The sequence below is a fragment of the Hydrogenophaga sp. genome (genome assembly GCF_030158645.1).
Classification (GTDB): domain Bacteria; phylum Pseudomonadota; class Gammaproteobacteria; order Burkholderiales; family Burkholderiaceae_C; genus Hydrogenophaga.
In genome coordinates this window covers 40,139-59,925 of the sequence record NZ_JAOASO010000089.1, presented here as the reverse complement: position 1 = coordinate 59,925, position 19,787 = coordinate 40,139, and the positions used below count along the sequence as shown (strand labels likewise).

Sequence of the window (19,787 nt, the reverse complement as noted above, 5' to 3'; positions counted from 1 at the left end):
GCTGCCCTCAATGCGACAGGCGCTGCCCTGCCGCCGTGCGGCTGTCGACAGCCTCGCGCTCTTCGAGGCGCCGCGCCTCCACCCGCTCGAACATCTCCAGCATCCAGGCCATGCGCTGGTTGAAAGGCCGCGTGGACATCCCGCTCGAAAACGCGGCGTCGTCCAGCGTCTTGCACTGGTCCACCAGGTAAGCGATGGCCGCCAGCGGCGGCACCGCAGCGGTCGAACGACCCAACCAACCCGACTGCACCGAAGCACACGCCAGCAGCACCAGCTTGCGCGAGGCCGGCACCACCGCTCGGCGCGCGCACGGGTCCAGGCCGTCCCGGCGCAGTTGCTGGCCGATCTCGGCGTAAATCAGACGCGCCGCCAGGATGGCCGAGCGGCAATCGCGCGGCAACTGCGCGATGCCGGCGGCGGCTTGGTCGTACAGCCGGTCGGCCTCGGCCAGCAGCCGGGCCACCACCGCTTGCAGCGCGGGGCTGCCCACGGGCTGCAGCAACCAGGCGTCGGTGTCGATGCCGGCTTGCGACATCCACTGGCGCGGCAGGTACAGGCGGCCGTTGCGCGCGTCTTCGCCCACGTCGCGCGCGATGTTGGTGAGTTGCATGGCCACGCCCAGTTCGCACGCGCGCGCCAGCGCCTGCGGGCTGCGCACGCCCATGATCCAGCACATCATGGCGCCCACGCTGCCCGCCACGCGAGCGCCGTAGTCGTGCACCTGCTCCAGCGTGTCGTAGCGACGGCCTTGGGCGTCCCAGGCAAAACCATCGAGCAAGGCGTCGAGCAAAGGGCGCGGCAGATCGTGGCGCTGCACCACCACCGAGAGCGCGCGGTCTTCCACGAAATCCTGAGGGTCACCAGCGTAGATGCGGTCCAGCCGCTGCGAGAGGACCCGCATGGCGTCGTCGATACCCATCGTGCCGCCGTCCACCATGTCGTCGGCCACGCGGCAAAAGGCGTAGAGCGCAATCGACGAGGCACGCACACGGACCGGCAGCAGTCGGCTGGCGGCGAAGAAGGTCTTGGAGCCGGTGCGCATGAGCGCCACGCAGGCGTCCAGATCGACCGCAGCGCGGGGCGCCACCGTCTCAGCGTGCAATGTGTTTGCGAGCATGTTGTTGCTGCCAGGTTGTTGCTGCGGGAACCACCGAATCCAGCGCCTTGGCCGACATCAGCACGCCCGGCACACCCGCGCCGGGGTGGGTGCTGGCGCCCACCATGAAGAGGCCGTCCACGTCTTCGCTGCGGTTGTGCGGGCGGAACCAGGCGCTTTGCAGCAGCAGCGGCTCCAGGCCAAACGCCGCGCCCTTGAACGAAAGCAGACGGTCGTGAAAGTCTTGCGGCGTGGTGAGCAACGAGGCGGTGATGTGTTGCTCGAAGCCCGGCAGCACGGTGCGGTCCAGCACCTCGGCGATGGCCCCGCGAAACGACGCGGCGCGGGTGGCCCAGTCGGTGCCGCTGTCCAGATGAGGCACCGGGGCCAGCGCGTAAAACGTGTCGTGTCCGGCCGGTGCCATGGAAGCGTCGCTCGCCGTGGGGCGGTGCAGGTACAGGCTGAAATCGTCACTCAGCTTGTGGCGGCTGAAGATGTCTTTGAGCAGCTCCTTGTAGCGCGGGCCGAGCAGCATCATGTGGTGCGGTACGTCGGTGTACTGCTTGCTGGTGCCGAAGTACCAGACGAAGAGGCTCATGGAGTAACGGCCGTTCTCCACCTTGCGGTCGGTCCAGTGGCGGCGGTGTTTTGCCTCGATCAGGTTGCGGTAGGTCCACGCGGTGTCGGCGTTCGACACCACGATGTCGGCTTCGATGTGTTCGCCGCTGGCCAGCGTCACACCGGTGGCCACGCCCTGGTCCACCTCGATGCGTTGGACCTCGGCGTTGCAACGCAGCACGCCGCCCTGCCCCTCGAGCAGGCTCACCAGGCCTTGCACCAGCTTGCCGGTGCCGCCCACCGCCCAGTGCACGCCGTACTTGCGCTCCAGCGCGTTGATGAGGCTGTAGATGCAGGTCACCGAAAACGGGTTGCCGCCGATCAGCAGGCTCTGCAGGCTCATGGCCATGCGCAGCTTGGGGTGCTTGAGGTGCGCCGCCACCATGGCGTGCAGGCTGCGCCAGCCCCGCATCTTGAAAATGGCCGGGCTGGCCTTGATCAGGTCGCCCACGGTGTCAAACGCTTTGTCGCCCAGGGCCTCGAAGCCCAGTCGGTAACAGTGGTCGGCCTCGGCCATGAAGCGTTCGTAGCCTGCAGCGTCGCTGGGGCTGATGCGACGCACTTCGGCGCGCATCTTGTCGGGGTCACCGCTGTAGTTGAACTCGTCGCCGTCGTCGAAACGGATGCGGTAGAACGGGTCAAGCGCGCGCAGTTCGATGTCGTCGGACAGCTTGCGCCCGGCCAGCGCCCACAGCTCCTCAAACAGAAACGGCACGGTGATGATGGTCGGGCCGGCGTCGAACACATGGCCGTTCTGGTGGTGCACATAAGCACGGCCACCGGGCCCGTCCAGCTTTTCCAGCACGGTGACGCGCCAGCCTTTGGCGGCCAGGCGCACAGCAGACGCAAGGCCACCAAAGCCACTGCCGATGATCACCGCGTGCGGCGCGTCGGGCAAGGGCCTGGCTGTCGCCGGACGGGACGCGGGCGGGATGTCCCACAAATCTTCAGGGGTGCGAAAAGCGTTCATGCTTTTTCCGGTTTGATCACCGGGCTGCGCGACATAGCCCAGCCCCAGAGTTTCTGCATGGGCGTCGGGAACGCCATGATCACGTGTTCCACGATCGCCAGGCCCAACAGGGCCGCCAGCAGCACCCAGCCGGTGGTCACGACCGTGGCTGCGCTGGACACCTGCCACACCATCCACGCCCACACCCCGCAGGACAGGCCCACGGTGAGGTAATAGAACAGCGTGAGCGGGCCGCGTTTGAAATAGCTGGCCAGGTACACGAGGTGCTTGGGCAGGTACTGCTCGCCGGTCTCGGGCACGCCGAGAAACAGGTTCATCTTGGCCGAGAAGCGCATGCACCAGAGCAAGGCAAAGGTGCAGATCGCCACATGACCCGCCTGGCCCTGCTGCATCCACAGCAGCACGCCGAAATTGGCCAGCAGCGCCAGCTCGTGCCAGATCACGGCCTGCACCGACTGCGTGAAACGGGTCCAGCCGCGAGCACCTGTCTGCAAGGGCACGCGGCGCGGGCCGGTGAGCCAGCCGGTGAGAAAGGCCATCTCGTGCCAGCTCCACATCACGATCACGCTGGCAAAGGCCAGGTAGGCGCTGCCCACGGTGTGGTCCTGCATGCTGAGCTGGGTGGTCCACAGGCTGCCGAGCAGCAACAGGCTCAGGACACCAAGCGTCCAGGGAAAGGTGGTGGGCGCCCTGCGCACCAGCCACAGGATGGCACCCGTGCCGAACCACCAGCACAGCAGCGCAAACAACGCGGGCGCTGCCAGGGAGCTGGAGAGTTCGGTCATGGCTGGCAGCGGCGCTGGCTTACCAGACCGGTTCCATGCGGATGGTCTGCGGCAGCTCCTGCTTTTTCACCGGCAGCCAGTACAGGCGACCGAACGTGAACGCGGCCTGCACCGCACAGCTGGCCACCTGCAGCTTGCCCACCAGCCCGCCGCGCTGCTTGGCGCGGTCGGCCGCCAGCGAGATCTTGAGCAGACGCTCCAGACCCCGGCTGAAGGCCGGGTTGTCGATGTCCACCTCGACCGGGAACACCTGGCGGCAGATGTCGTTGGTGATGCGGAACACCTCGTGGTCGTAGGTGGTCGACTCCAGGCCCATGGCCTCGTGCAGCAGCGGACGCGTGTGATCGCGCACGTACATCGTGGCGTACACCGCCAGGATGAAAAAGCGGATCCAGAGCTTGTTGGCACCCTGCAGCAGCTCGGGCTGCGACCGCATGATCAGCGCGAACGACTCGCCATGGCGAAACTCGTCGTTGCACCAGCGTTCGAACCAGCGAAAGATGGGGTGGAAACGTTTGTCGGGGTGGCGCTCCAGCTGGCGGAAGATGGTGATGTAGCGCGCGTAGCCGATCTTCTCGCTGAGGTAGGTGGCGTAGAAGATGTACTTGGGCTTGAAGTAGGTGTAGGCCTTGTTGCGCTTGAGGCTGCCCAGGTCGATGCCGAGGTTGAAGTCCTTGAGCGACTGGTTGATGAAACCGGCGTGGCGCGATTCATCGCGCGCCATGTAGGTCATCAGCTGCTTGATGTCGGGGTTGCTGACGTTCTTGCGGATCTCGTTGTAGAGGATGCAGCCCGAGAACTCCGAGGTGAGCGAACTGATGAGGAAGTCCAGGAACTCCTGGCGCATCTCGGGCGAGAGTTGTGGCATCAGCGTGCGCACCTCTTCCGCGAACGCGGCGTCGCGCTGGAAGTGGTCGTGGTTGTTGTCGCCCTCGTACTCCTTCATCATCACGTCCCAGTCGGCCCGCACGCTGGACACGTCGAGCGCGTCCATGGCCTTGAAGTCGGTGGTGTAGAAGCGCGGCGAGAGCATGGTGCTTTTCACGGCTTTGGCGTTGGCGTCTTCGGCGCTGGCCACCGTGTCCATGAGCAGGGCAACGTGGTCGATCTCGGCGCTGGCGGTGGGGGTGTTCATCGTTGTCTCCTGAGGGTGGCTGGGTTCATGAAGCGGGCTTGGCCCACTGCAGCTGAGAGAACACGGCCGAGTTGGTGGGCCCGAACGACTCCAGGCTCAGACGCTGGCCGGTGGCGGTGTCCAGCAGCGTGATGCGGCCATCCACATGACCGGTCAGCTGGAACGGCAAGTCGGGGTTCATGCCGCTGCGCTTGCGCTCGCGGTTGAGGGCCCGCAGGCTGCCGCGCAGAAAACCCTGCTCGCCCTGGAACCGCGCCACCTCCTGTTTCGTGGCCACGTCCAGCACCGCAATGTCGCCGTTGGACTGGCCCACGAACGACAGCTTGCGCTCCCACTGCACGGCTTCATGGGGCTCGGGTGGCGCCACGCCAAACACCTTCATCTGCAGGGTCACACCGGCCAGGACCACCAGCAGGAAAATGCCCAGCGCCCAGATCGGCCAGGGAGTGACGGTGCCCAGGGGCGAAGGTTGGTGCGTGTTCATGGCGTGTTCCCGGTGGTGCGGTCAGGCGGTGGCGGCGGCGATCTCGCGCTCGCGCGGCTGGCGCGCAGGCGCAGGCACCTGCTCCTGTGTGCCCAGAATGGCCAGGGTGTCGGTGTTCTGAGCGGTCCAGGCTTGCAGGATCAGGACACCGATCCTTTGTGCATCGGGCACGCAGCGCAGACTGGGCTGCGGCTGCTTGAGCTGCCAGGGCCGTGCGTGGGGCCAGAGGTTGAGGTAGGCAATGCGGTCATCACCGGTCAAGGTCAGGGCGATGTCGCCGTGGCCCTTGGCTTGCGGGCGGATGGCCGCGGCAGCGAGCTTGCGCAGCGGGAGGTTGAAGGTGAGCGTGAGCACGATGCCGATGCGCATGAGGATGCGCCGGTCGGTCAGGGTGTAGACGGTGGTGCGTGCCGAAAACCAGGCGGTCAACGCCAGCAGACCCAGGGCTGTGCAGGCGAGCACGGCGCTGGTGAGCAGCGGCATCAGCAGCGAACCGCCGGGCTCGCCCAGCAGGTACAGCCATTGCAGACCGAACATGCCCGCAAAGTAAACGGCCAGCTTGCGCACGTGAAACGCGTGAATGGCGAGGGTGAGAAAGTCGGGGCTGCCCTGCCAGAGCAGGCGCTCGCCCTGCGGCAGCCGCTCGGGCAGTCCGGGCGCGGCCTCGAATTCGTGTTCGTGGTGCGCGTTCACAGCAGCGGCTCCATGCGATCGGGCGTGGCGTAAAGCAGACCGCCGCCGTAGTAGGCCATGATCTTTTCTTCTTCCAGCAGCGTGATCTGGTCCGGATTGCGCGTCTTGGGCACCGCCGCGAACTGCGCGGCCAGGATGGCGTGCACGCTGATCCCGTCCTTGCGGATGCGCGAGAAGTTCACCGGCAGCAACACCGAGCCGCCGCTCTTGAGATCCACCTCGATGTAGCGGAACATCATTTCCGCCTTGTCGACCCACATGTCTTTGACCACACCGGCGATTTCCTTGTCGGCACCAAACACCGGCAAGCCGCGGGGATCGGTGTCCTGACGGGCCACGCCGTGGTCGGCCGCGGCTCGCAAGGGAACGATCTTGGCTTCGCCGTGGTGCGTCATGTCGGGGTGGTCGGCGCGCGCGGCCCAGGCCCCAGGGCCCACACCCGCGAGCATCGGATCGCCCACCGGGTCCAGCGGCGAGCCGGCCCAGCGGTGGGTCGGTGTGGCCGAATACGCGCCGTCGGGACGGTTCACGTCGGGCGACAGGAAGGTGCGACCGTCCTCGAGCTCGTAGGTCTTGGGGGTGACGGTGGGCCAGCCCGGGGTCACCGGCCCGTTTTCCCGGCCGGGGTCCATCGGGTAACCCTCGCGGTGACTCTCTCGCTGGAGGTAGTAGATCAATCCGAAGAAGAAAATCCAGAATGCGTAAAGCACGAGTTGTGCAACGTCGACATACTGGGTGATTGCGCCTGTATCCATGGTGGTTCTCCTTCAATGAGGGCTGGCTCGGTGACTCGCTCGGTGACTCTGGTTCAACCCGGCAACTCGGCCAGGCCAATCGGATGGGGATTTCGCTCGGCCGCGGGTTTGGAACGGCGCACCAGCGGGCCCAACGCGATGAGCACCGCGAAGAGCAAATAGATTTCGAGGTGGAACACGAAGCTGTAGCCCGTGACCGGGGAGTTGAGTGCTTCGCCCAGCCAGCCGTGCGTGGCCAGGCTGCCCACCACATCGCGGAGGACACCGCCAAACGCCATGGACAAACCACCCGCGGTGGCCTGCACGGCGCCCCAGGCGCCCAGCACCAGACCGGTGAGTTCGCGCTCGGGCAGCTCCATCGCGGTGAGCAACATGCTGACCGAGAACAGGCCGCTGGAGAAACCGATCAGCGCCGCGCCGACCTGGAACAGGTGGGCCGAATTCAGGGGCGCCGAGAAAATCACACAGGCGAAGGCCGGCAAGCCGAGCAAGGCGCCGATGGCGGCCAGGCGGATGGTGTCCAGCCCGCGCGACATGAAGCGCGCCGACAGCACGAAGGCCAGCAAGGCGCCACCCGCGCTCATGGCGGTGAGCGAACTGGTGAGGCTGACATTGAGGTTCAGCACCTGGCCACCATAGGGCTCCAGGATGATGTCCTGCATGTTGAAGGCGACCGTGCCCAGGCCCACGGTCCACAGAAACCGCTTGATCCTGGGGATGGCCATAAGCCGCGCCCAGCTGCGCGAGAAACCGTGGGCTTCACGCGCACCACGGCGGGCCTGGCGGGGCTCCTGCTTCCACAGTGAGGTGATGTTGAGCACGGCCACCAGCACCGCAGCGCCCTGCACCACCTGCACCAGGCGCGTGGGCGTGAAGTCGATCAGCACAAAACCCAGCAGGGCGCTGCCCACGATCATGCCCACCAGCAGCGTGCTGTAGAGCAAGGCCACCACGCGCGGTCGCTTTTCTTCGGGCGAGAGATCGCTGGCCAGCGCCATGCCGGCGGTCTGGGTGATCTGCATGCCCGCGCCCACCAGCAGGAAAGCCAGTGCCGCGCCGATGCGACCGGCCCACACGCTGGCATCGGTCACGGTCAACAGCAACAGGGCGAACGGCATGATGGCCAGGCCACCAAACATGAGCAGGGTGCCGATCCACATGTAGGGCATGCGCTTCAAACCCAGCGCTGAAGGATGCGTGTCGCTGCGGTAGCCGATGAGCGCGCGCAGCGGTGCGAACACCAGCGGCAGCGCCACCGAGAGCGCCACCCACCAGGCCGGCACCGCCAGCTCCACGATCATCACGCGGTTGAGCGTGCCCACCAGCAGTGCGATGGTGATCCCGATGGAGAGCTGGAACAGGGACAAGCGCAGCAACCGCCCCAGGGGCAGGTCGCTGGAGGCCGCGTCCGCGAACGGTGCGTACCGCCGGGTGATGTTCATCGCCCAGGCGGGGGAGAGCAGCCGGCTCAGGTTCACCGCGTCCACTCCCAGGCTTGTGAGGTGTAGAAGCCGCCGGACACGCGTTGGGTTCGGCCCTCGGTCCAGCCGCTGCCACCCAGACCCTGCAACAGCAAGGCGCGCAGCCGGGCTTGCGACACCGGCGTGAGCGCTGGCGAGCGGTCGCTGCTGGGGAAGAAGCGACCCATGGCGTGGGCCACGCTCAGCAGCGGGCTGCTGGGCGCGATGGTGAAGAGCACGCTGCCGCGCGTGCGGGCCGCCAGGCGCTGGATGGCGTTGGCGATGTCGGGTGTGTCGTAGTGGATCACCGAGTCCATCGCCACCACGTGGTCGAACTCACCCAGCGCGTCGTCGAGCATGTCGCCCGAGAGGTAGGTGATGCTGCCACCGCGCCCGTTGGGGGTGAGCGTGGCGTTGCGCTCGCGGCCCAGCTGCACCAGCGTGGGCGAGAGGTCGATGGCCACCACCTCCGCGCCGCGTTGCATCGCCTCCAGGGCCAGGGCGCCGGTGCCGCAACCGGCATCCAGCAGGCGCAGGCCGCGCATGTCCTGGGGCAACCAGCTCAGCAGCGTGTTGCGCATCTCGTCGCGCCCGGCCCGCACCGAGGCGCGGATGCGGCCCACCGGTGCGTTGGAGGTCAGGCGTTCCCAGGCCTTGGCCGCGGTGCGATCGAAATAGTTTTCGATCTCCGAGCGGCGCTCGATGTAGTTGGCGTTGGAGGTTTTCATGGCCTGTCTCCGCTCAGTCGAAACCCAGCAGGTCGAAGATGTCGCGGTCCTTCATGGGCACGGCCGCCAGCGGCTCCACACCCAGCCACAGCGACGCAGCCAGGCGCATGTATTCCTTCTTCACCAGCTCCAGCTCGGGCGAGGTTTCCATCTCGAAGAAGGTGCTCTTCTTCAGGCGGCTGCGGCGGATCACGTCCAGGTCGGGGAAGTGCGCAGCGAGCTTGAGACCGATCTGGTTGTTGTACTTGTCGATCTGGTCGGTGGCCGCGCTGCGGTTGGCGATCACGCCACCCAGGCGCACGTTGTAGTTCTTCGCCTTGGCCCCGATGGCCTGCACGATGCGGTTCATCGCGAAGATCGAATCGAAGTCGTTGGCGGTGACGATCAGCGCGCGGTCGGCGTGCTGCAACGGGGCTGCAAAGCCGCCGCACACCACGTCACCCAGCACGTCGAAGATCACCACGTCGGTGTCCTCGAGCAGGTGGTGCTCCTTCAGCAGCTTGACGGTCTGGCCGACCACGTAGCCGCCGCAGCCGGTGCCGGCCGGCGGGCCGCCGGCCTCGACGCACATCACGCCGTTGTAGCCCGGGAACACGAAGTCCTCGACGCGCAGTTCTTCGGCGTGGAAGTCGACCGTCTCGAGCACGTCGATGACGGTCGGCAGCATCTTCTTCGTCAGCGTGAAGGTCGAGTCGTGCTTCGGGTCGCAGCCGATCTGCAGCACGCGCTTGCCGAGCTTGCTGAACGCGGCCGACAGGTTGCTGGAGGTCGTGCTCTTGCCGATGCCGCCCTTGCCGTAGATCGCGAACACCTTGGCGGTGCCGATCTTGAGGTTCGGGTCGAGTTCGACCTGCACGCTGCCCTCGCCGTCGAGGCGCAGGTTCTTCCGGACCCCGGGGTTCTTGATGTCGGGGAACGGGACGGTCGTGGTACTCATGCGGGAGCTCCTTCAAATACACCTTCGAGCCGGTCTTCAAGCTCCTCACCCGCCCGGCGCAAGGCTTCGAGCACCTTCGCGTCGGGCTTCCAGAAATTGCGGTCCGAGGCCTCGATCAGCCGGTTCGCGACCCGCGCCGAAGCGGTCGGGTTCAGCGTGGCCAGCCGCTCGCGCATCGCCGGGTCCAGCACGAAGGTCTCGCTGAGCTGCTGGTAGACCCAGGGCTGCACCTGGCCGGTGGTGGCCGACCAGCCCATGGTGTTGGTCACGTGCACCTCGATCTGGCGCACGCCCTCGTAGCCGCTCTCCAGCATGCCCTCGTACCACTTGGGGTTGAGCATGCGGGTGCGCGTTTCCAGCGCCACCTGTTCCTTGAGGCTGCGCACCGCGCCGTCGCCCTTGGTCTGGTCGCCGATGTAGACCGGCGGCGTGACGCCGCCGCGCGCCCGCTTCACCGCCTGGGTGATGCCGCCCAGCGTGTCGAAGTAGTTGTCCACGGTGGTCACGCCGAGTTCCACCGAATCGAGGTTCTGGTAAGTCAGTTCCACATCGGCCAGCGCGCTTTGCAGCAGCGCGGTGTGTTGCACCGCCAGGCCCGTGCGACCGTAGGCAAACCCTTTGCGGCGGCTGTAGGTCTCGGCGATTTCGTCGCCTCCGCTCCAGCGGCTGCTCTCGATCAGGTTGTTCACGTTGGAGCCGTAGGCGCCTTCGGCGTTGCCGTAGACACGCAGCGAAGCGGTCTCCAGCGAGCAGCCGTGTTCGGCTTGGTAGGCCAGCGCGTGCTTACGGATCCAGTTCTGCTCGACCGATTCGTCGGCCGACGCAGCCATGAAAGCGGCTTCGGCCAGCATGCGGATCTGCAGCGGCATGAGGTCGCGGAAGATGCCCGAGAGCGTGATCACCACGTCGATGCGCGGACGGCCGAGTGTGTCCAGTGGCACCAGCGTGGCACCTGCGATGCGCCCGTAGCTGTCGAAGCGCGGCAGCGCGCCCATCAGGGCCATGGCCTGGGCAATCGGTGCGCCTTCGTTCTTGAGGTTGTCGCTGCCCCAGAGCACCATGGCCACCGACTCCGGCAACTGGTTGGACTCCTGCAGGTGGCGGTCGAGCAGGCGCTGCGCTTGCTCGGCCCCGTCTTTCACGGCAAAGGCGCTGGGGATGCGGAACGGGTCGAAGCCGTGCAGGTTGCGCCCGGTGGGCAGCACTTCGGGCGTGCGCAGGATGTCGCCGCCCGGCGCTGGGCGGATGTAGCGGCCGTCGAGCGCACACAGGATGGCGTCGACCTCGGTGTCCTTGGCAAGCATTCGGCCGGCGTCGGCCAGGCCGTGCATGGCCAGCACCGTGGCGTCATCGCTGTGCATGTGGCCGGCCTTCATGGCCTGTTCCACGCTCAGGCCATCGACCAGGGCCCGCACCGAGGCGCGGGGTGGTCGCTGGCCTTCCCAGGCTTCGCTCATGGCCAGCAGCATGTCCACGCACTCGGCTTCGCTGGGTGCGCGGCCGGTCACGTGCAGGCCGCAGGGAATCAGGGTGTATTCGAGTTCCAGCACCTGCTGGGCCAATACAAACACCTGGCGGTCGGCGTCACCCCCCGCCTCTGCGTTCCACACCGGCTCGATGTCCACCAGATCGAGTGCGGCGGCCTGCGCCTGCAGCATCGCCACACATTCCACGCGCTCGCGGGACGTGGGCTCCAGTCCGCGAAAGCGTTCAATGGCTTCCTTCAGATCGATCAGGCCCTTGTAAAGACCGGCCTGCGCCACCGGCGGTGTGAGGTAGCTGATGAGCGTGGCGCCGGATCGGCGCTTGGCGATCGCTCCTTCGCTGGGGTTGTTGGACGCGTAGAGGTAAATGTTGGGCAGGTCGCCAATGAGGCGGTCGGGCCAGCAGCTGCCCGACATGCCGCTCTGTTTGCCGGGCATGAATTCGAGCGCACCGTGGGTGCCGAAGTGCAGCACGGCGTGGGCATGGAAGTCTTCGCGCAGGTAGCGGTAGAAGGCCGAGAACGCGTGCGTGGGCGACAGGCCTTTTTCGAACAGCAGGCGCATCGGGTCGCCTTCGTAGCCGAACGAGGGTTGCACCGCCACCAGCACGTTGCCGAACTGTTTGCCGAGCACCAGGATGTCGCTGCCGTTGCTGAGCTGTTTGCCCGGGGCCGGACCCCACTGCGCTTCGATCTCGCTGAGCCAGCGCTCGCGTTTCACGTGGTCGTCGGCGCTGATGAGGGTGTGCACGTTGGCGTCCGCCCCGTGCAGCGCGGCGTTGCCTTGCAGGATGCCGTCGCGCAGCGCGTCCACGCTCTCGGGCATGTCCACCGTGTAGCCCTGTGCCTTCATGGCGGTGAGGGTGTGGAACATCGACTCGAACACCGACAGGTACGCGGCGCTGCCGACGTTGCCGGCGTTGGGCGGGAAGTTGAAGATGACCACCGCCACGCGGCGCTGGGCGCGCTCGCTGCGGCGCAGGCCCACCAGGCGCGAGACGCGCGCAGCCAGCATGATGGCGCGCTCGGGGCAGGACTGCATGTCCTGCGCGCTGTCGCTCTCGGTGAACGTGCAGGCGTGGTGGCAACCGGTGCAGGCCACACCCACCGGTCCGGCACGGCCACCGAACACGATGGGGCTGGTGGCGCCGTCGAGCTCGGGGATGGCGACCATGATGGTGCTCTCCACCGGCAGCAGGCCCCGGTCGGAGCCGCCCCACTGCGCGAGGTTCTGGAACTCCACCGGATGCGCGGCCACGTAGGGCACGTCGAGCCGGGCCAGGATGTCTTCGGCCGCCTTGGCGTCGTTGTAGGCCGGGCCGCCCACGAGCGAGAAGCCGGTGAGCGAGACCACGGCGTCGACGATGCAACGGCCGTCCTGCATGAAGAAGGCGTCGATCGCGGGACGTGCATCCAGCCCGGCGGCGAAGACCGGCACCACGCGCAGGCCACGGGCCTCCATGGCGGCGATCGCGCCGTCGTAATGGGCCGAGTTGCCCGAGAGCAGGTAAGAGCGCAACAGCAGCACACCGACCGTGCCCACGGTGGGGCGCGCGGCGGGCAGCGGCAAGGCGGCCACGTTGTCGGCCAGCCGGCCGGCCATGCGCGGGTGGTACACGCCGACCTCGGGGTACTCGATCGGTGGCTGCGCCTTGACCTGGGCGCGCATGGCCTTGCGCTCGCCGTCGGCACCGCGGTTCACCACGTGGCGCACCAGGTTGAGCACGTTTTCGTCCGAGCCACCCAACCAGTACTGCAGCGTCATGAAATACGCCCGCACGTCCTGCGCGGTGCCGGGCACAAAACGCAGTAGCTGCGGGATGCGGCGCAGCATCTTCATTTGCGCAGCGCCGCCAGTGGCCGCTTTTTCCTTGCTGCCGCGCAGCTTCTTGAGCATGGCCATGGGGCCGCTGGCGGGCTTGGCCATGTCGAAGTTGCCCAGGCGCGTGAGCTTGACCACCTCGGCGGCCGAGGCCATGCAGATCATGGCGTCGCACTGCTCGCGGCGCGCCTGCAGCGCAGGCAGGATGGGCAGGAAGTGGTCTTCCATGAAGAGCATGCCGGCCACCACGATGTCGGCACGGTGGATGTCTTCGATGCAGCGCTCGATGGCGGCGTCGTTGCCCGCGTATTCGGACGCAGCGTGCAGCGTGAGCGTGAGGCCCGGGATCTCGTTTTTCAGGGTGCGCTGTGCGCGCTCGATCGCACCGGCCAGGTGCGTGTCCATGGTCACCACCACCAGCCGCACGGGCAGCTGGGCGCTGGCCGTCGGGGTCTTAGCGCCCATAGTGAGCTTTGGCGTCATACAGCGTCTCCACGGTGATCAGGGACACCCCTCGGTCAATGGCGAAACGCTCGGTGTTGCGCTTGGCTTTTCCGCGAACGAAGAAGGGAATCTTTCGCAGTTCTTTTTCGGCATCGAGGCCCCAGGTGGCCTCCTGTGGCGTGAGGGTCTCGTTGGCGGCGGCCTGCTCGACAGGAACCACCACGGTCTCGGGTTGCACGGGTTGCGCAGCCATCACGGTCTTGGGCGTCACGGCACCACCGAGGTGCGACGGTGCGGCGTCTTCGTGGAACTCGGCGTCGCCACGGAACATGCCGATCAGGTGTTCTTCCAGACCCATCATGAGTGGGTGCACCCAGGTGTCAAACAGCACGTTGGCGCCTTCAAAACCCATCTGCGGCGAGTAGCGCGCCGGGAAATCCTGCACATGCACGGGGGCCGAGATCACCGCGCAGGGCACGCCCAGGCGTTTGGCGATGTGGCGCTCCATCTGCGAGCCCAGCACCAGCTCGGGCTGCAGCTCGGCGATGCGGGCTTCTACTTCCAGGTAGTCGTCGCTGATGAGCGCTTCCACGCCGTAGAGCGCAGCGGCTTCGCGCACCTCGCGGGCGAACTCGCGGCTGTAGGTGCCGAGGCCAACCACGGTGAAACCCATCTCCTGCGCAGCAATGCGCGCGGCGGCCACCACGTGGGTTGCGTCGCCGAACACAAAGACGCGTTTGCTCGTGAGGTAGGTGGAGTCGACCGATTTGGCGTACCACGGTGCGCGGGCTTCGGCGTTGGCCAGCACCCCAGTGGGGTCCACGCCGGCCAGCTCGGCCACCTCGGCGATGAAGTCGCGCGTGGCGCCCGAGCCGATCGGCACGGTGCGGGTGGACGGCTGGCCAAACGTGCGCTTGAGCCAGCCCGCGGCCACGTTGGCGATCTCGGGGTAGAGCACGACGTTGAAGTCGGCGTCGCCCAGGCGGGCCATGTCGGCGGGTGAGGCACCCAGCGGCGCGGTCACGTTGATGTCCACACCCATCTCGCGCAGCAGGCCGGAAATTTCACGCAGGTCGTCGCGGTGGCGAAAGCCCAGCGCGGCGGGGCCGAGGATGTTGCAGCGGGCGCGCTGGCCGGCTTCGCGCGGGGCGCGCTTGATGCTGGTGTCGGCCAGGTTGCGCACCATCTGGTAGAAGGTTTCCGAGGCGCCCCAGTTTTCCTTGCGCTGGTACGAGGGCAGTTCCAGCGCCACCACCGGCACCGGCAGATCGAGCGCCTTGCACAGGCCACCCGGGTCGTCCTGGATCAGCTCGGCGGTGCACGAGGAACCGACCATCATGGCCTTCGGCTGAAAGCGCGCGTAGGCTTCGCGCGCCGCGTTCTTGAACAGCTCGGCGGTGTCGCCACCCAGATCGCGCGCCTGGAAGGTGGTGTAGGTCACCGGCGGGCGCTTGGCGTTGCGCTCGATCATGGTGAACAGCAGATCGGCGTAGGTGTCGCCCTGAGGCGCGTGCAGCACGTAGTGCACGTCCTTCATCGCGGTGGCAATCCGCATGGCTCCCACGTGGGGCGGTCCTTCGTAGGTCCAGAGCGTGAGTTGCATGGTGTGTGGGTGCCAGTGATGGATCAGGCGGCCAGGCGCAGGCGGCGCACCAGCGGACGGCTGAAGAGCTCGGCCAGATCGGCCGCCTGCTCGTAGCCCTGGATGGGGGTGAACACGAGTTCGATGGCCCACTTGGTGGTCAGGCCCTCGGCCTCCAGCGGGTTGGCCAGGCCGAGACCACAGACCACGATGTCGGGCTGGGCAGCGCGGCAGCGGTCGAGCTGGTTTTCCACGTGCTGGCCTTCGCTCAGAAACGTGCCTTCGGGCAGCAGCGCCAGCTCCTCGGCCATGTGCTGGCGGTGCAAATACGGAGTGCCGACCTCGGAAAGCGACATGCCGAGTTCGCGCGACAGGAAACGCGCCAGCGGAATCTCCAGCTGCGAATCGGGGAAGAAGAAGATGCTTTTGCCGGCCAGCTGCGTGCGCTGGCGGGCCACCGCGGCGGTGGCGCGGTCGCGGGCCGGGGCAATCGCCGCCTCGAAGGTCGCTGCGTCAACGCCGAGGGCCGAGGCCGCCGCCTGCAACCAGGCCGTCGTGCCCTCCACACCCAGCGGAAACGGGGCCGGCAGCCGGGTGGCGCCGCGCGCCTCCAGCGCCACGGCCGTGTCGGCCAGGAAGGGCTGGGCCAGCAAAAACACCGTGTTGGGGCCGACCGCAGGCATCTCGTTGGCCTGGCGCGGCGGGAAAAACTGCACCGGCCCGATGCCCAGTTGCTTGAACAGGCGGCTGAACTGGTCTTCCACCACGTCGGCCAACGCGCCCACCACCATCAGCGAGGCGGGTGCATTGCTCGCCGCCTGCGGCAGCACCGGCACCAGCGAGGCCAGGCAGGCGTCTTCGCCCTGGGTGAAGGTGGTTTCGATCCCGCTGCCCGAGTAATTGAGCACGCGCACATCGGGGGAAAACCGGCCGGACAAACGCGAGGCAGCGCGCGACAGATCCAGCTTGATGACCTCGGACGGGCAGGAGCCCACCAGAAACAGCAGCTTGATCTCGGGCCGGCGCTCGATCAGGCGGGTGACGACCCGGTCGAGCTCTTCATTGCAGTCGGCCAGGCCGGCCAGATCGCGCTCGTCGATGATGGCGGTGGCAAAACGCGGCTCGGCAAAGATCATCACGCCGGCGGCAGACTGGATCAGGTGCGCGCAGGTGCGCGAGCCCACCACCAGGAAAAACGCGTCCTGGATCTTGCGGTGCAGCCAGATGATGCCGGTGAGACCGCAAAACACCTCGCGCTGGCCCCGCTCCTTGAGCACGGGCGCGTCAGCGCAGCCCTTGGACACCGACTGGATGGGAATGACCGGGCTCATTCGGTACCTCCGCCCTGCGGGCTGCGGTGCGAGCTGGCTTGGGAACGGCCCAGCGCGGCGCTCATGCCTGCACCGCCACGGTGCCCGACGGGCCCTGGAGCCGCGCCATGCGCAGCTTGTAGATGAACTGACCGGCGTTGACCACGTAGGTGGCGTAAGCCGCCAGCGCCAGCCAGGCCAGGCCCCGGGCGTCCAGCGCACCGGTGAACAGCGCCACCAGATAAGCGGTGTGCAGCGCCAGCACCAGCATGCTGAAAACGTCTTCCCAGTAGAAGGCCGGCGCAAACAGGTAGCGGCCAAAGACCACTTTTTCCCAGATGCAGCCGGTGATCATGATGGTGTAGAGCGTCAGCGTCTTGACAATCACCGACACCGTGGCCGCCGTCTGGCCCTCGCCGGTGGCCAGGAAACGCAGCACCAGCCCAAGGCTGATCAGGAACACCAGAAATTGCACCGGCGCCAGAACGCCTTGCACCAGCGTCCACACCGTGGCGTCTCGCCGCACCCGTTCTTCGGGGGTGTACAGGGAACGGCCGGAAGGCCGCTGACGGTCGGGGTGCATCTGTGGTGTCTCCATGGGTCTCGCTGGGGTCCAATTTAGATGCTCCAGCGAATTGTGTCAACTTAACTTGACGTATTTTTTTATTGACACCTTTGTGGGACCCCGGTAAAGTTTTCCGAAGGTCTTTTGAAATCTTTTGACGCGCCAGAGGGGCGGCAGTACAACGCGTTCTGCGGGCCCGATCCCGGCCAAGTGGCCGATGGGTCGGCCCCGACCGAACAGCACCGAGCAATTTCTGATCTCGTAAGACAAGCTTCGGCAAGCACCGTGGCCCCTGCGTATCGGCACCGCGCATTTGCGCCAGGAGACAGGCACATGGGCTCTTATTCCCGCTACTCGTCCGCCAAGGAAACCGACCTCTTTGGCGCACCGCCCCTGGAGGGCTGGCCCGAAGCGCCCTGCAGTCCGACCGGCGTCCCCGGTATCGACGAGCTGCTCCGGATGGACTCTGTCGAGGCCTCGAATGACGATGGGCTGCGGTCCGTGTTGCTGGCCAAGGCGGTGGAATACGAGATCATCCCGAGGCTGATGCTGGCGCACCGGGTGTCGCGCGATGGATTGGCGCAACCACAATCGACCGGCGAACATGTGTCTGCCGAAGACGTGCTGCCGTTTGCCGACCTGATCCTGCATGGCGACGACACCGTGCTGCGCAATTTCGTGGCGGTGCTGCGCGAGCGCGGCGTGCCCATCGAGTCGGTGTTCCTGGAGTTGCTGGCCCCGGTGGCTCGCCACCTCGGCGAGCTGTGGGAACGGGATCTGTGCAGCTTCACCGACGTCACGGTGGGCCTGGGCCGCCTGCAACAGCTGTTGCGAGAGCACAGCGCCGCGTTTTCGGACAGCCGCCTGTCACAGAGCCGCGGCGAAGCCCGCCGGGTGCTCCTGATGCCCTGCCCGGGCGAGCAACACACGTTCGGCTTGTCCCTCGTGGGCGAGTTCTTTCACCGCGCAGGCTGGGAAGTGGTCACCAGTTTCGCGGCGGCCGACGGCGCGCCCGGCATGGTGCAAAAGGACTGGTTTGATGTGGTCGGCTTTTCGCTGGGCTGCGAGACCGGCGTCGAGCGGCTGGCAGAAGCCATCGGGCAGGTCCGGCGCAAAAGCGTCAATGCCGGCGTCTCTATAATCGCCGGGGGTGCAATCTTTGGTATTCACCCGGAGTTTGGCGACAAGCTCAAAGCCGACGCCATCATCACCGATGGCCCCTCCGCGCCAGCGCTGGCGGAAAAATTGCTCGCCGACAGCAGAACCCGGATTCAGGTTTGAGGCACTCCTCCCCGACATAGTGATTTTGCTAGAACCACGAAAGCCCAACATGCAGCAGGCGTCACAAGCCTATGTCCACAAGCCGTTTGACAAGGCTGGCCAGTTTCTTGACGGCCTGGATGCAGATGCTGCCGCAGAGCTCGTCATGGCCTCCGCCGACGTGGTGCTCATCCTCGACACCGACGGCGTGATTCAGGACATGGCCCTCATCGGCAAGGACATGATGGGTCTGGGCTGTCAGGACTGGATCGGCAAGCCCTGGATCCAGACCGTGACGGTCGAGAGCAAACCCAAGATTGAAGACCTGCTCGGCCAGCCCACCGAAACGGGCCTGGACAACATCCGCTGGCGCCACGTCAACCATCCCATGGCCGACCGGGCGGACCTCCCGCTGTCTTACTCGGTGGTGCAGGTTCATCACAAGACCCAAGGCAAGGCGGATCAGGTCTCGCACCGCGTGGCCTTCGGTCGCGACCTGCGCGGCCAGGTCGCGCTTCAGCAGCGCCTGGTGACGGCCCAGCAATCGATGGAACGCGATTACTGGCGCCTGCGTCAGGTGGAAACGCGCTACCGACTGCTGTTCCAGATGGCCTCCGAGCCGGTGCTCATCCTCGAAGGCTCCATCGACAAGCTGGAAGAAGCCAATCCGGCCGCTCACGAGTTGTTTGGCGAGCCTTCCCGCCTGCCCGGCTGGACCCTGCTCAACAGCCTTGACGTGCCCAGCCAGGCCGCGGTGCGCGACATGCTGGACCGCCTGCGCGCCAGCGGCCGTGCCGACCCCTGCACCATCCGCCTGGTCGATTCCACGCAGGACATGGTGGTCGCCGCCTCCCAGTTCCGCCAGGAAAACACCCTGCACTTCCTGCTGCGCTTCACCCGCCCGATGGATTCGGTGGCACCCAGCCTCTCGGCCAGCAAACGACAGCTGCTGCAGGTGATGGAAAGCGCGCCCGACGCGCTGGCGGTCACCGATCTCGACGGTCGCATCCTGAGTGCCAACCGCGCGTTCCTCGATCTCGGCCAGCTGGCCAGCGAAGACCAGGCGCGCGGTGAAGTGCTTGAGAAATGGCTGGGGCGCACCGGTGTCGATTTCCGTGTGCTGCTCACCAACTTGCGCCAGCACGGCAGCGTGCGCCTGTTTGCCACGCAGATGCGTGGCGAGTACGGCTCCACCTCCGAGGTGGAGATTTCGGCCGTGGCGGTGAATGCCGGCTCACAACGCTGCCTGGGTTTCACCATCCGCGACGTCGGCCGCCGCCTGGGCATCGAGACCCGCGCCAGCAAGGAACTGCCGCGTTCGGCCAGCCAGATGACCGAGTTGGTGGGTCGTTTGCCGCTCAAGGACATCGTGCGGGAAACCACCGACCTGATCGAACAGCTCTGCATCGAGGCGGCGCTGGAGCTCACCGGCGACAACCGGGCCTCGGCGGCCGAAATGCTCGGCCTCTCGCGCCAGAGCCTCTACATCAAGCTGCGCCGCTTTGGCATCCTGGAAGGTTTGAGCGAAGACACGCATTGAACGAATCACCCCCCGCGCCGCTTGGCGGCTCCCCCCTCTCTCGCCTTCGGCGGGAGGGGGGCGGCACCTGGGACCGGCGGAGCCGGATCCGCGGTGCCCCTGGACAAAACCAGCCTCTTT

16 protein-coding genes are annotated in these 19,787 nt (G+C 66.6%); 2 read left to right on the top strand and 14 right to left on the bottom strand.

Going from position 1 to position 19,787, the window contains the following annotated elements:
- Positions 1 to 7: 7 nt before the first annotated feature.
- From Q1W68_RS09540 to bchF, 14 genes are all read right to left on the bottom strand, one after another.
- Positions 8 to 1,117 carry a phytoene/squalene synthase family protein gene (locus Q1W68_RS09540; protein ID WP_300649511.1) on the bottom strand — a complete coding sequence of 370 codons (1,110 nt, stop codon included), beginning with the start codon at positions 1,115 to 1,117 and terminating at the stop codon, positions 8 to 10.
- Positions 1,092 to 2,684, bottom strand: a complete 1,593-nt coding sequence (locus tag Q1W68_RS09535; RefSeq protein WP_300660519.1) for a phytoene desaturase — start codon at positions 2,682 to 2,684, stop codon at positions 1,092 to 1,094. The genes Q1W68_RS09540 and Q1W68_RS09535 overlap by 26 nt, the downstream gene beginning before the upstream one ends.
- Positions 2,681 to 3,469, bottom strand: coding sequence for a putative photosynthetic complex assembly protein PuhE (puhE, locus tag Q1W68_RS09530; protein ID WP_300660516.1), 789 nt, complete (start codon positions 3,467 to 3,469; stop codon positions 2,681 to 2,683). The genes Q1W68_RS09535 and puhE overlap by 4 nt, the downstream gene beginning before the upstream one ends.
- Positions 3,470 to 3,488: 19 nt before the next feature.
- The gene (gene acsF / locus Q1W68_RS09525) at positions 3,489 to 4,604 is read right to left on the bottom strand and encodes a magnesium-protoporphyrin IX monomethyl ester (oxidative) cyclase (protein WP_300649505.1); all 1,116 of its coding nucleotides are present in this window, start codon (positions 4,602 to 4,604) and stop codon (positions 3,489 to 3,491) included.
- A gap of 25 nt (positions 4,605 to 4,629) precedes the next feature.
- Positions 4,630 to 5,088, bottom strand: a complete 459-nt coding sequence (gene puhC / locus Q1W68_RS09520; RefSeq protein ID WP_300649503.1) for a photosynthetic complex assembly protein PuhC — start codon at positions 5,086 to 5,088, stop codon at positions 4,630 to 4,632.
- Between the two features lie 21 nt (positions 5,089 to 5,109).
- Positions 5,110 to 5,781: a photosynthetic complex putative assembly protein PuhB gene (gene puhB / locus Q1W68_RS09515; protein ID WP_300649501.1), complete on the bottom strand. Its 672-nt coding sequence runs from the start codon at positions 5,779 to 5,781 to the stop codon at positions 5,110 to 5,112.
- The gene (gene puhA, locus Q1W68_RS09510; protein WP_300649499.1) at positions 5,778 to 6,536 is read right to left on the bottom strand and encodes a photosynthetic reaction center subunit H; all 759 of its coding nucleotides are present in this window, start codon (positions 6,534 to 6,536) and stop codon (positions 5,778 to 5,780) included. Before puhA ends, puhB begins: the two co-directional genes overlap by 4 nt.
- A 53-nt stretch (positions 6,537 to 6,589) precedes the next feature.
- Positions 6,590 to 8,014, bottom strand: coding sequence for a BCD family MFS transporter (locus tag Q1W68_RS09505; RefSeq protein WP_300649497.1), 1,425 nt, complete (start codon positions 8,012 to 8,014; stop codon positions 6,590 to 6,592).
- The gene (bchM, locus tag Q1W68_RS09500) at positions 8,011 to 8,724 is read right to left on the bottom strand and encodes a magnesium protoporphyrin IX methyltransferase (RefSeq protein ID WP_300649495.1); all 714 of its coding nucleotides are present in this window, start codon (positions 8,722 to 8,724) and stop codon (positions 8,011 to 8,013) included. Before bchM ends, Q1W68_RS09505 begins: the two co-directional genes overlap by 4 nt.
- Before the next feature lie 13 nt (positions 8,725 to 8,737).
- A complete protein-coding gene (bchL, locus tag Q1W68_RS09495) occupies positions 8,738 to 9,661 on the bottom strand; it encodes a ferredoxin:protochlorophyllide reductase (ATP-dependent) iron-sulfur ATP-binding protein (protein WP_300716385.1) in 924 nt (307 codons plus the stop codon).
- A complete protein-coding gene (locus tag Q1W68_RS09490) occupies positions 9,658 to 13,431 on the bottom strand; it encodes a magnesium chelatase subunit H (protein WP_300716384.1) in 3,774 nt (1,257 codons plus the stop codon). Before Q1W68_RS09490 ends, bchL begins: the two co-directional genes overlap by 4 nt.
- Positions 13,421 to 15,013, bottom strand: a complete 1,593-nt coding sequence (gene bchB, locus Q1W68_RS09485; RefSeq protein WP_300716382.1) for a ferredoxin:protochlorophyllide reductase (ATP-dependent) subunit B — start codon at positions 15,011 to 15,013, stop codon at positions 13,421 to 13,423. The genes Q1W68_RS09490 and bchB overlap by 11 nt, the downstream gene beginning before the upstream one ends.
- Before the next feature lie 23 nt (positions 15,014 to 15,036).
- A complete protein-coding gene (locus Q1W68_RS09480; protein ID WP_300716380.1) occupies positions 15,037 to 16,323 on the bottom strand; it encodes a ferredoxin:protochlorophyllide reductase (ATP-dependent) subunit N in 1,287 nt (428 codons plus the stop codon).
- A gap of 61 nt (positions 16,324 to 16,384) precedes the next feature.
- The gene (gene bchF / locus Q1W68_RS09475; protein WP_300649486.1) at positions 16,385 to 16,885 is read right to left on the bottom strand and encodes a 2-vinyl bacteriochlorophyllide hydratase; all 501 of its coding nucleotides are present in this window, start codon (positions 16,883 to 16,885) and stop codon (positions 16,385 to 16,387) included.
- A 126-nt stretch (positions 16,886 to 17,011) separates the two neighbouring features.
- On the opposite strand from bchF, the gene Q1W68_RS09470 reads away from it, so the two are divergent.
- Together Q1W68_RS09470 and ppsR are read left to right on the top strand one after the other, a co-directional pair.
- Positions 17,012 to 18,148 carry a B12-binding domain-containing protein gene (locus tag Q1W68_RS09470; protein ID WP_300716376.1) on the top strand — a complete coding sequence of 379 codons (1,137 nt, stop codon included), beginning with the start codon at positions 17,012 to 17,014 and terminating at the stop codon, positions 18,146 to 18,148.
- Positions 18,149 to 18,197: 49 nt separating this feature from the next.
- Positions 18,198 to 19,667, top strand: a complete 1,470-nt coding sequence (gene ppsR, locus Q1W68_RS09465; RefSeq protein WP_300649483.1) for a transcriptional regulator PpsR — start codon at positions 18,198 to 18,200, stop codon at positions 19,665 to 19,667.
- Positions 19,668 to 19,787: the final 120 nt, after the last annotated feature.

Bases quoted from the DNA above. Each gene is read 5' to 3' on its own strand.
- puhC (WP_300649503.1), bottom strand. From the start codon at position 5,088: ATGAACACGCACCAACCTTCGCCCCTGGGCACCGTCACTCCCTGGCCG.
- Q1W68_RS09540 (WP_300649511.1), bottom strand. From the start codon at position 1,117: ATGCTCGCAAACACATTGCACGCTGAGACGGTGGCGCCCCGCGCTGCG.
- bchL (WP_300716385.1), bottom strand. From the start codon at position 9,661: ATGAGTACCACGACCGTCCCGTTCCCCGACATCAAGAACCCCGGGGTC.
- ppsR (WP_300649483.1), top strand. From the start codon at position 18,198: ATGCAGCAGGCGTCACAAGCCTATGTCCACAAGCCGTTTGACAAGGCT.
- puhE (WP_300660516.1), bottom strand. From the start codon at position 3,469: ATGACCGAACTCTCCAGCTCCCTGGCAGCGCCCGCGTTGTTTGCGCTG.
- Q1W68_RS09480 (WP_300716380.1), bottom strand. From the start codon at position 16,323: ATGAGCCCGGTCATTCCCATCCAGTCGGTGTCCAAGGGCTGCGCTGAC.
- Q1W68_RS09490 (WP_300716384.1), bottom strand. From the start codon at position 13,431: ATGGGCGCTAAGACCCCGACGGCCAGCGCCCAGCTGCCCGTGCGGCTG.
- puhA (WP_300649499.1), bottom strand. From the start codon at position 6,536: ATGGATACAGGCGCAATCACCCAGTATGTCGACGTTGCACAACTCGTG.
- acsF (WP_300649505.1), bottom strand. From the start codon at position 4,604: ATGAACACCCCCACCGCCAGCGCCGAGATCGACCACGTTGCCCTGCTC.
- bchF (WP_300649486.1), bottom strand. From the start codon at position 16,885: ATGCACCCCGACCGTCAGCGGCCTTCCGGCCGTTCCCTGTACACCCCC.
- bchB (WP_300716382.1), bottom strand. From the start codon at position 15,013: ATGCAACTCACGCTCTGGACCTACGAAGGACCGCCCCACGTGGGAGCC.
- Q1W68_RS09535 (WP_300660519.1), bottom strand. From the start codon at position 2,684: ATGAACGCTTTTCGCACCCCTGAAGATTTGTGGGACATCCCGCCCGCG.
- bchM (WP_300649495.1), bottom strand. From the start codon at position 8,724: ATGAAAACCTCCAACGCCAACTACATCGAGCGCCGCTCGGAGATCGAA.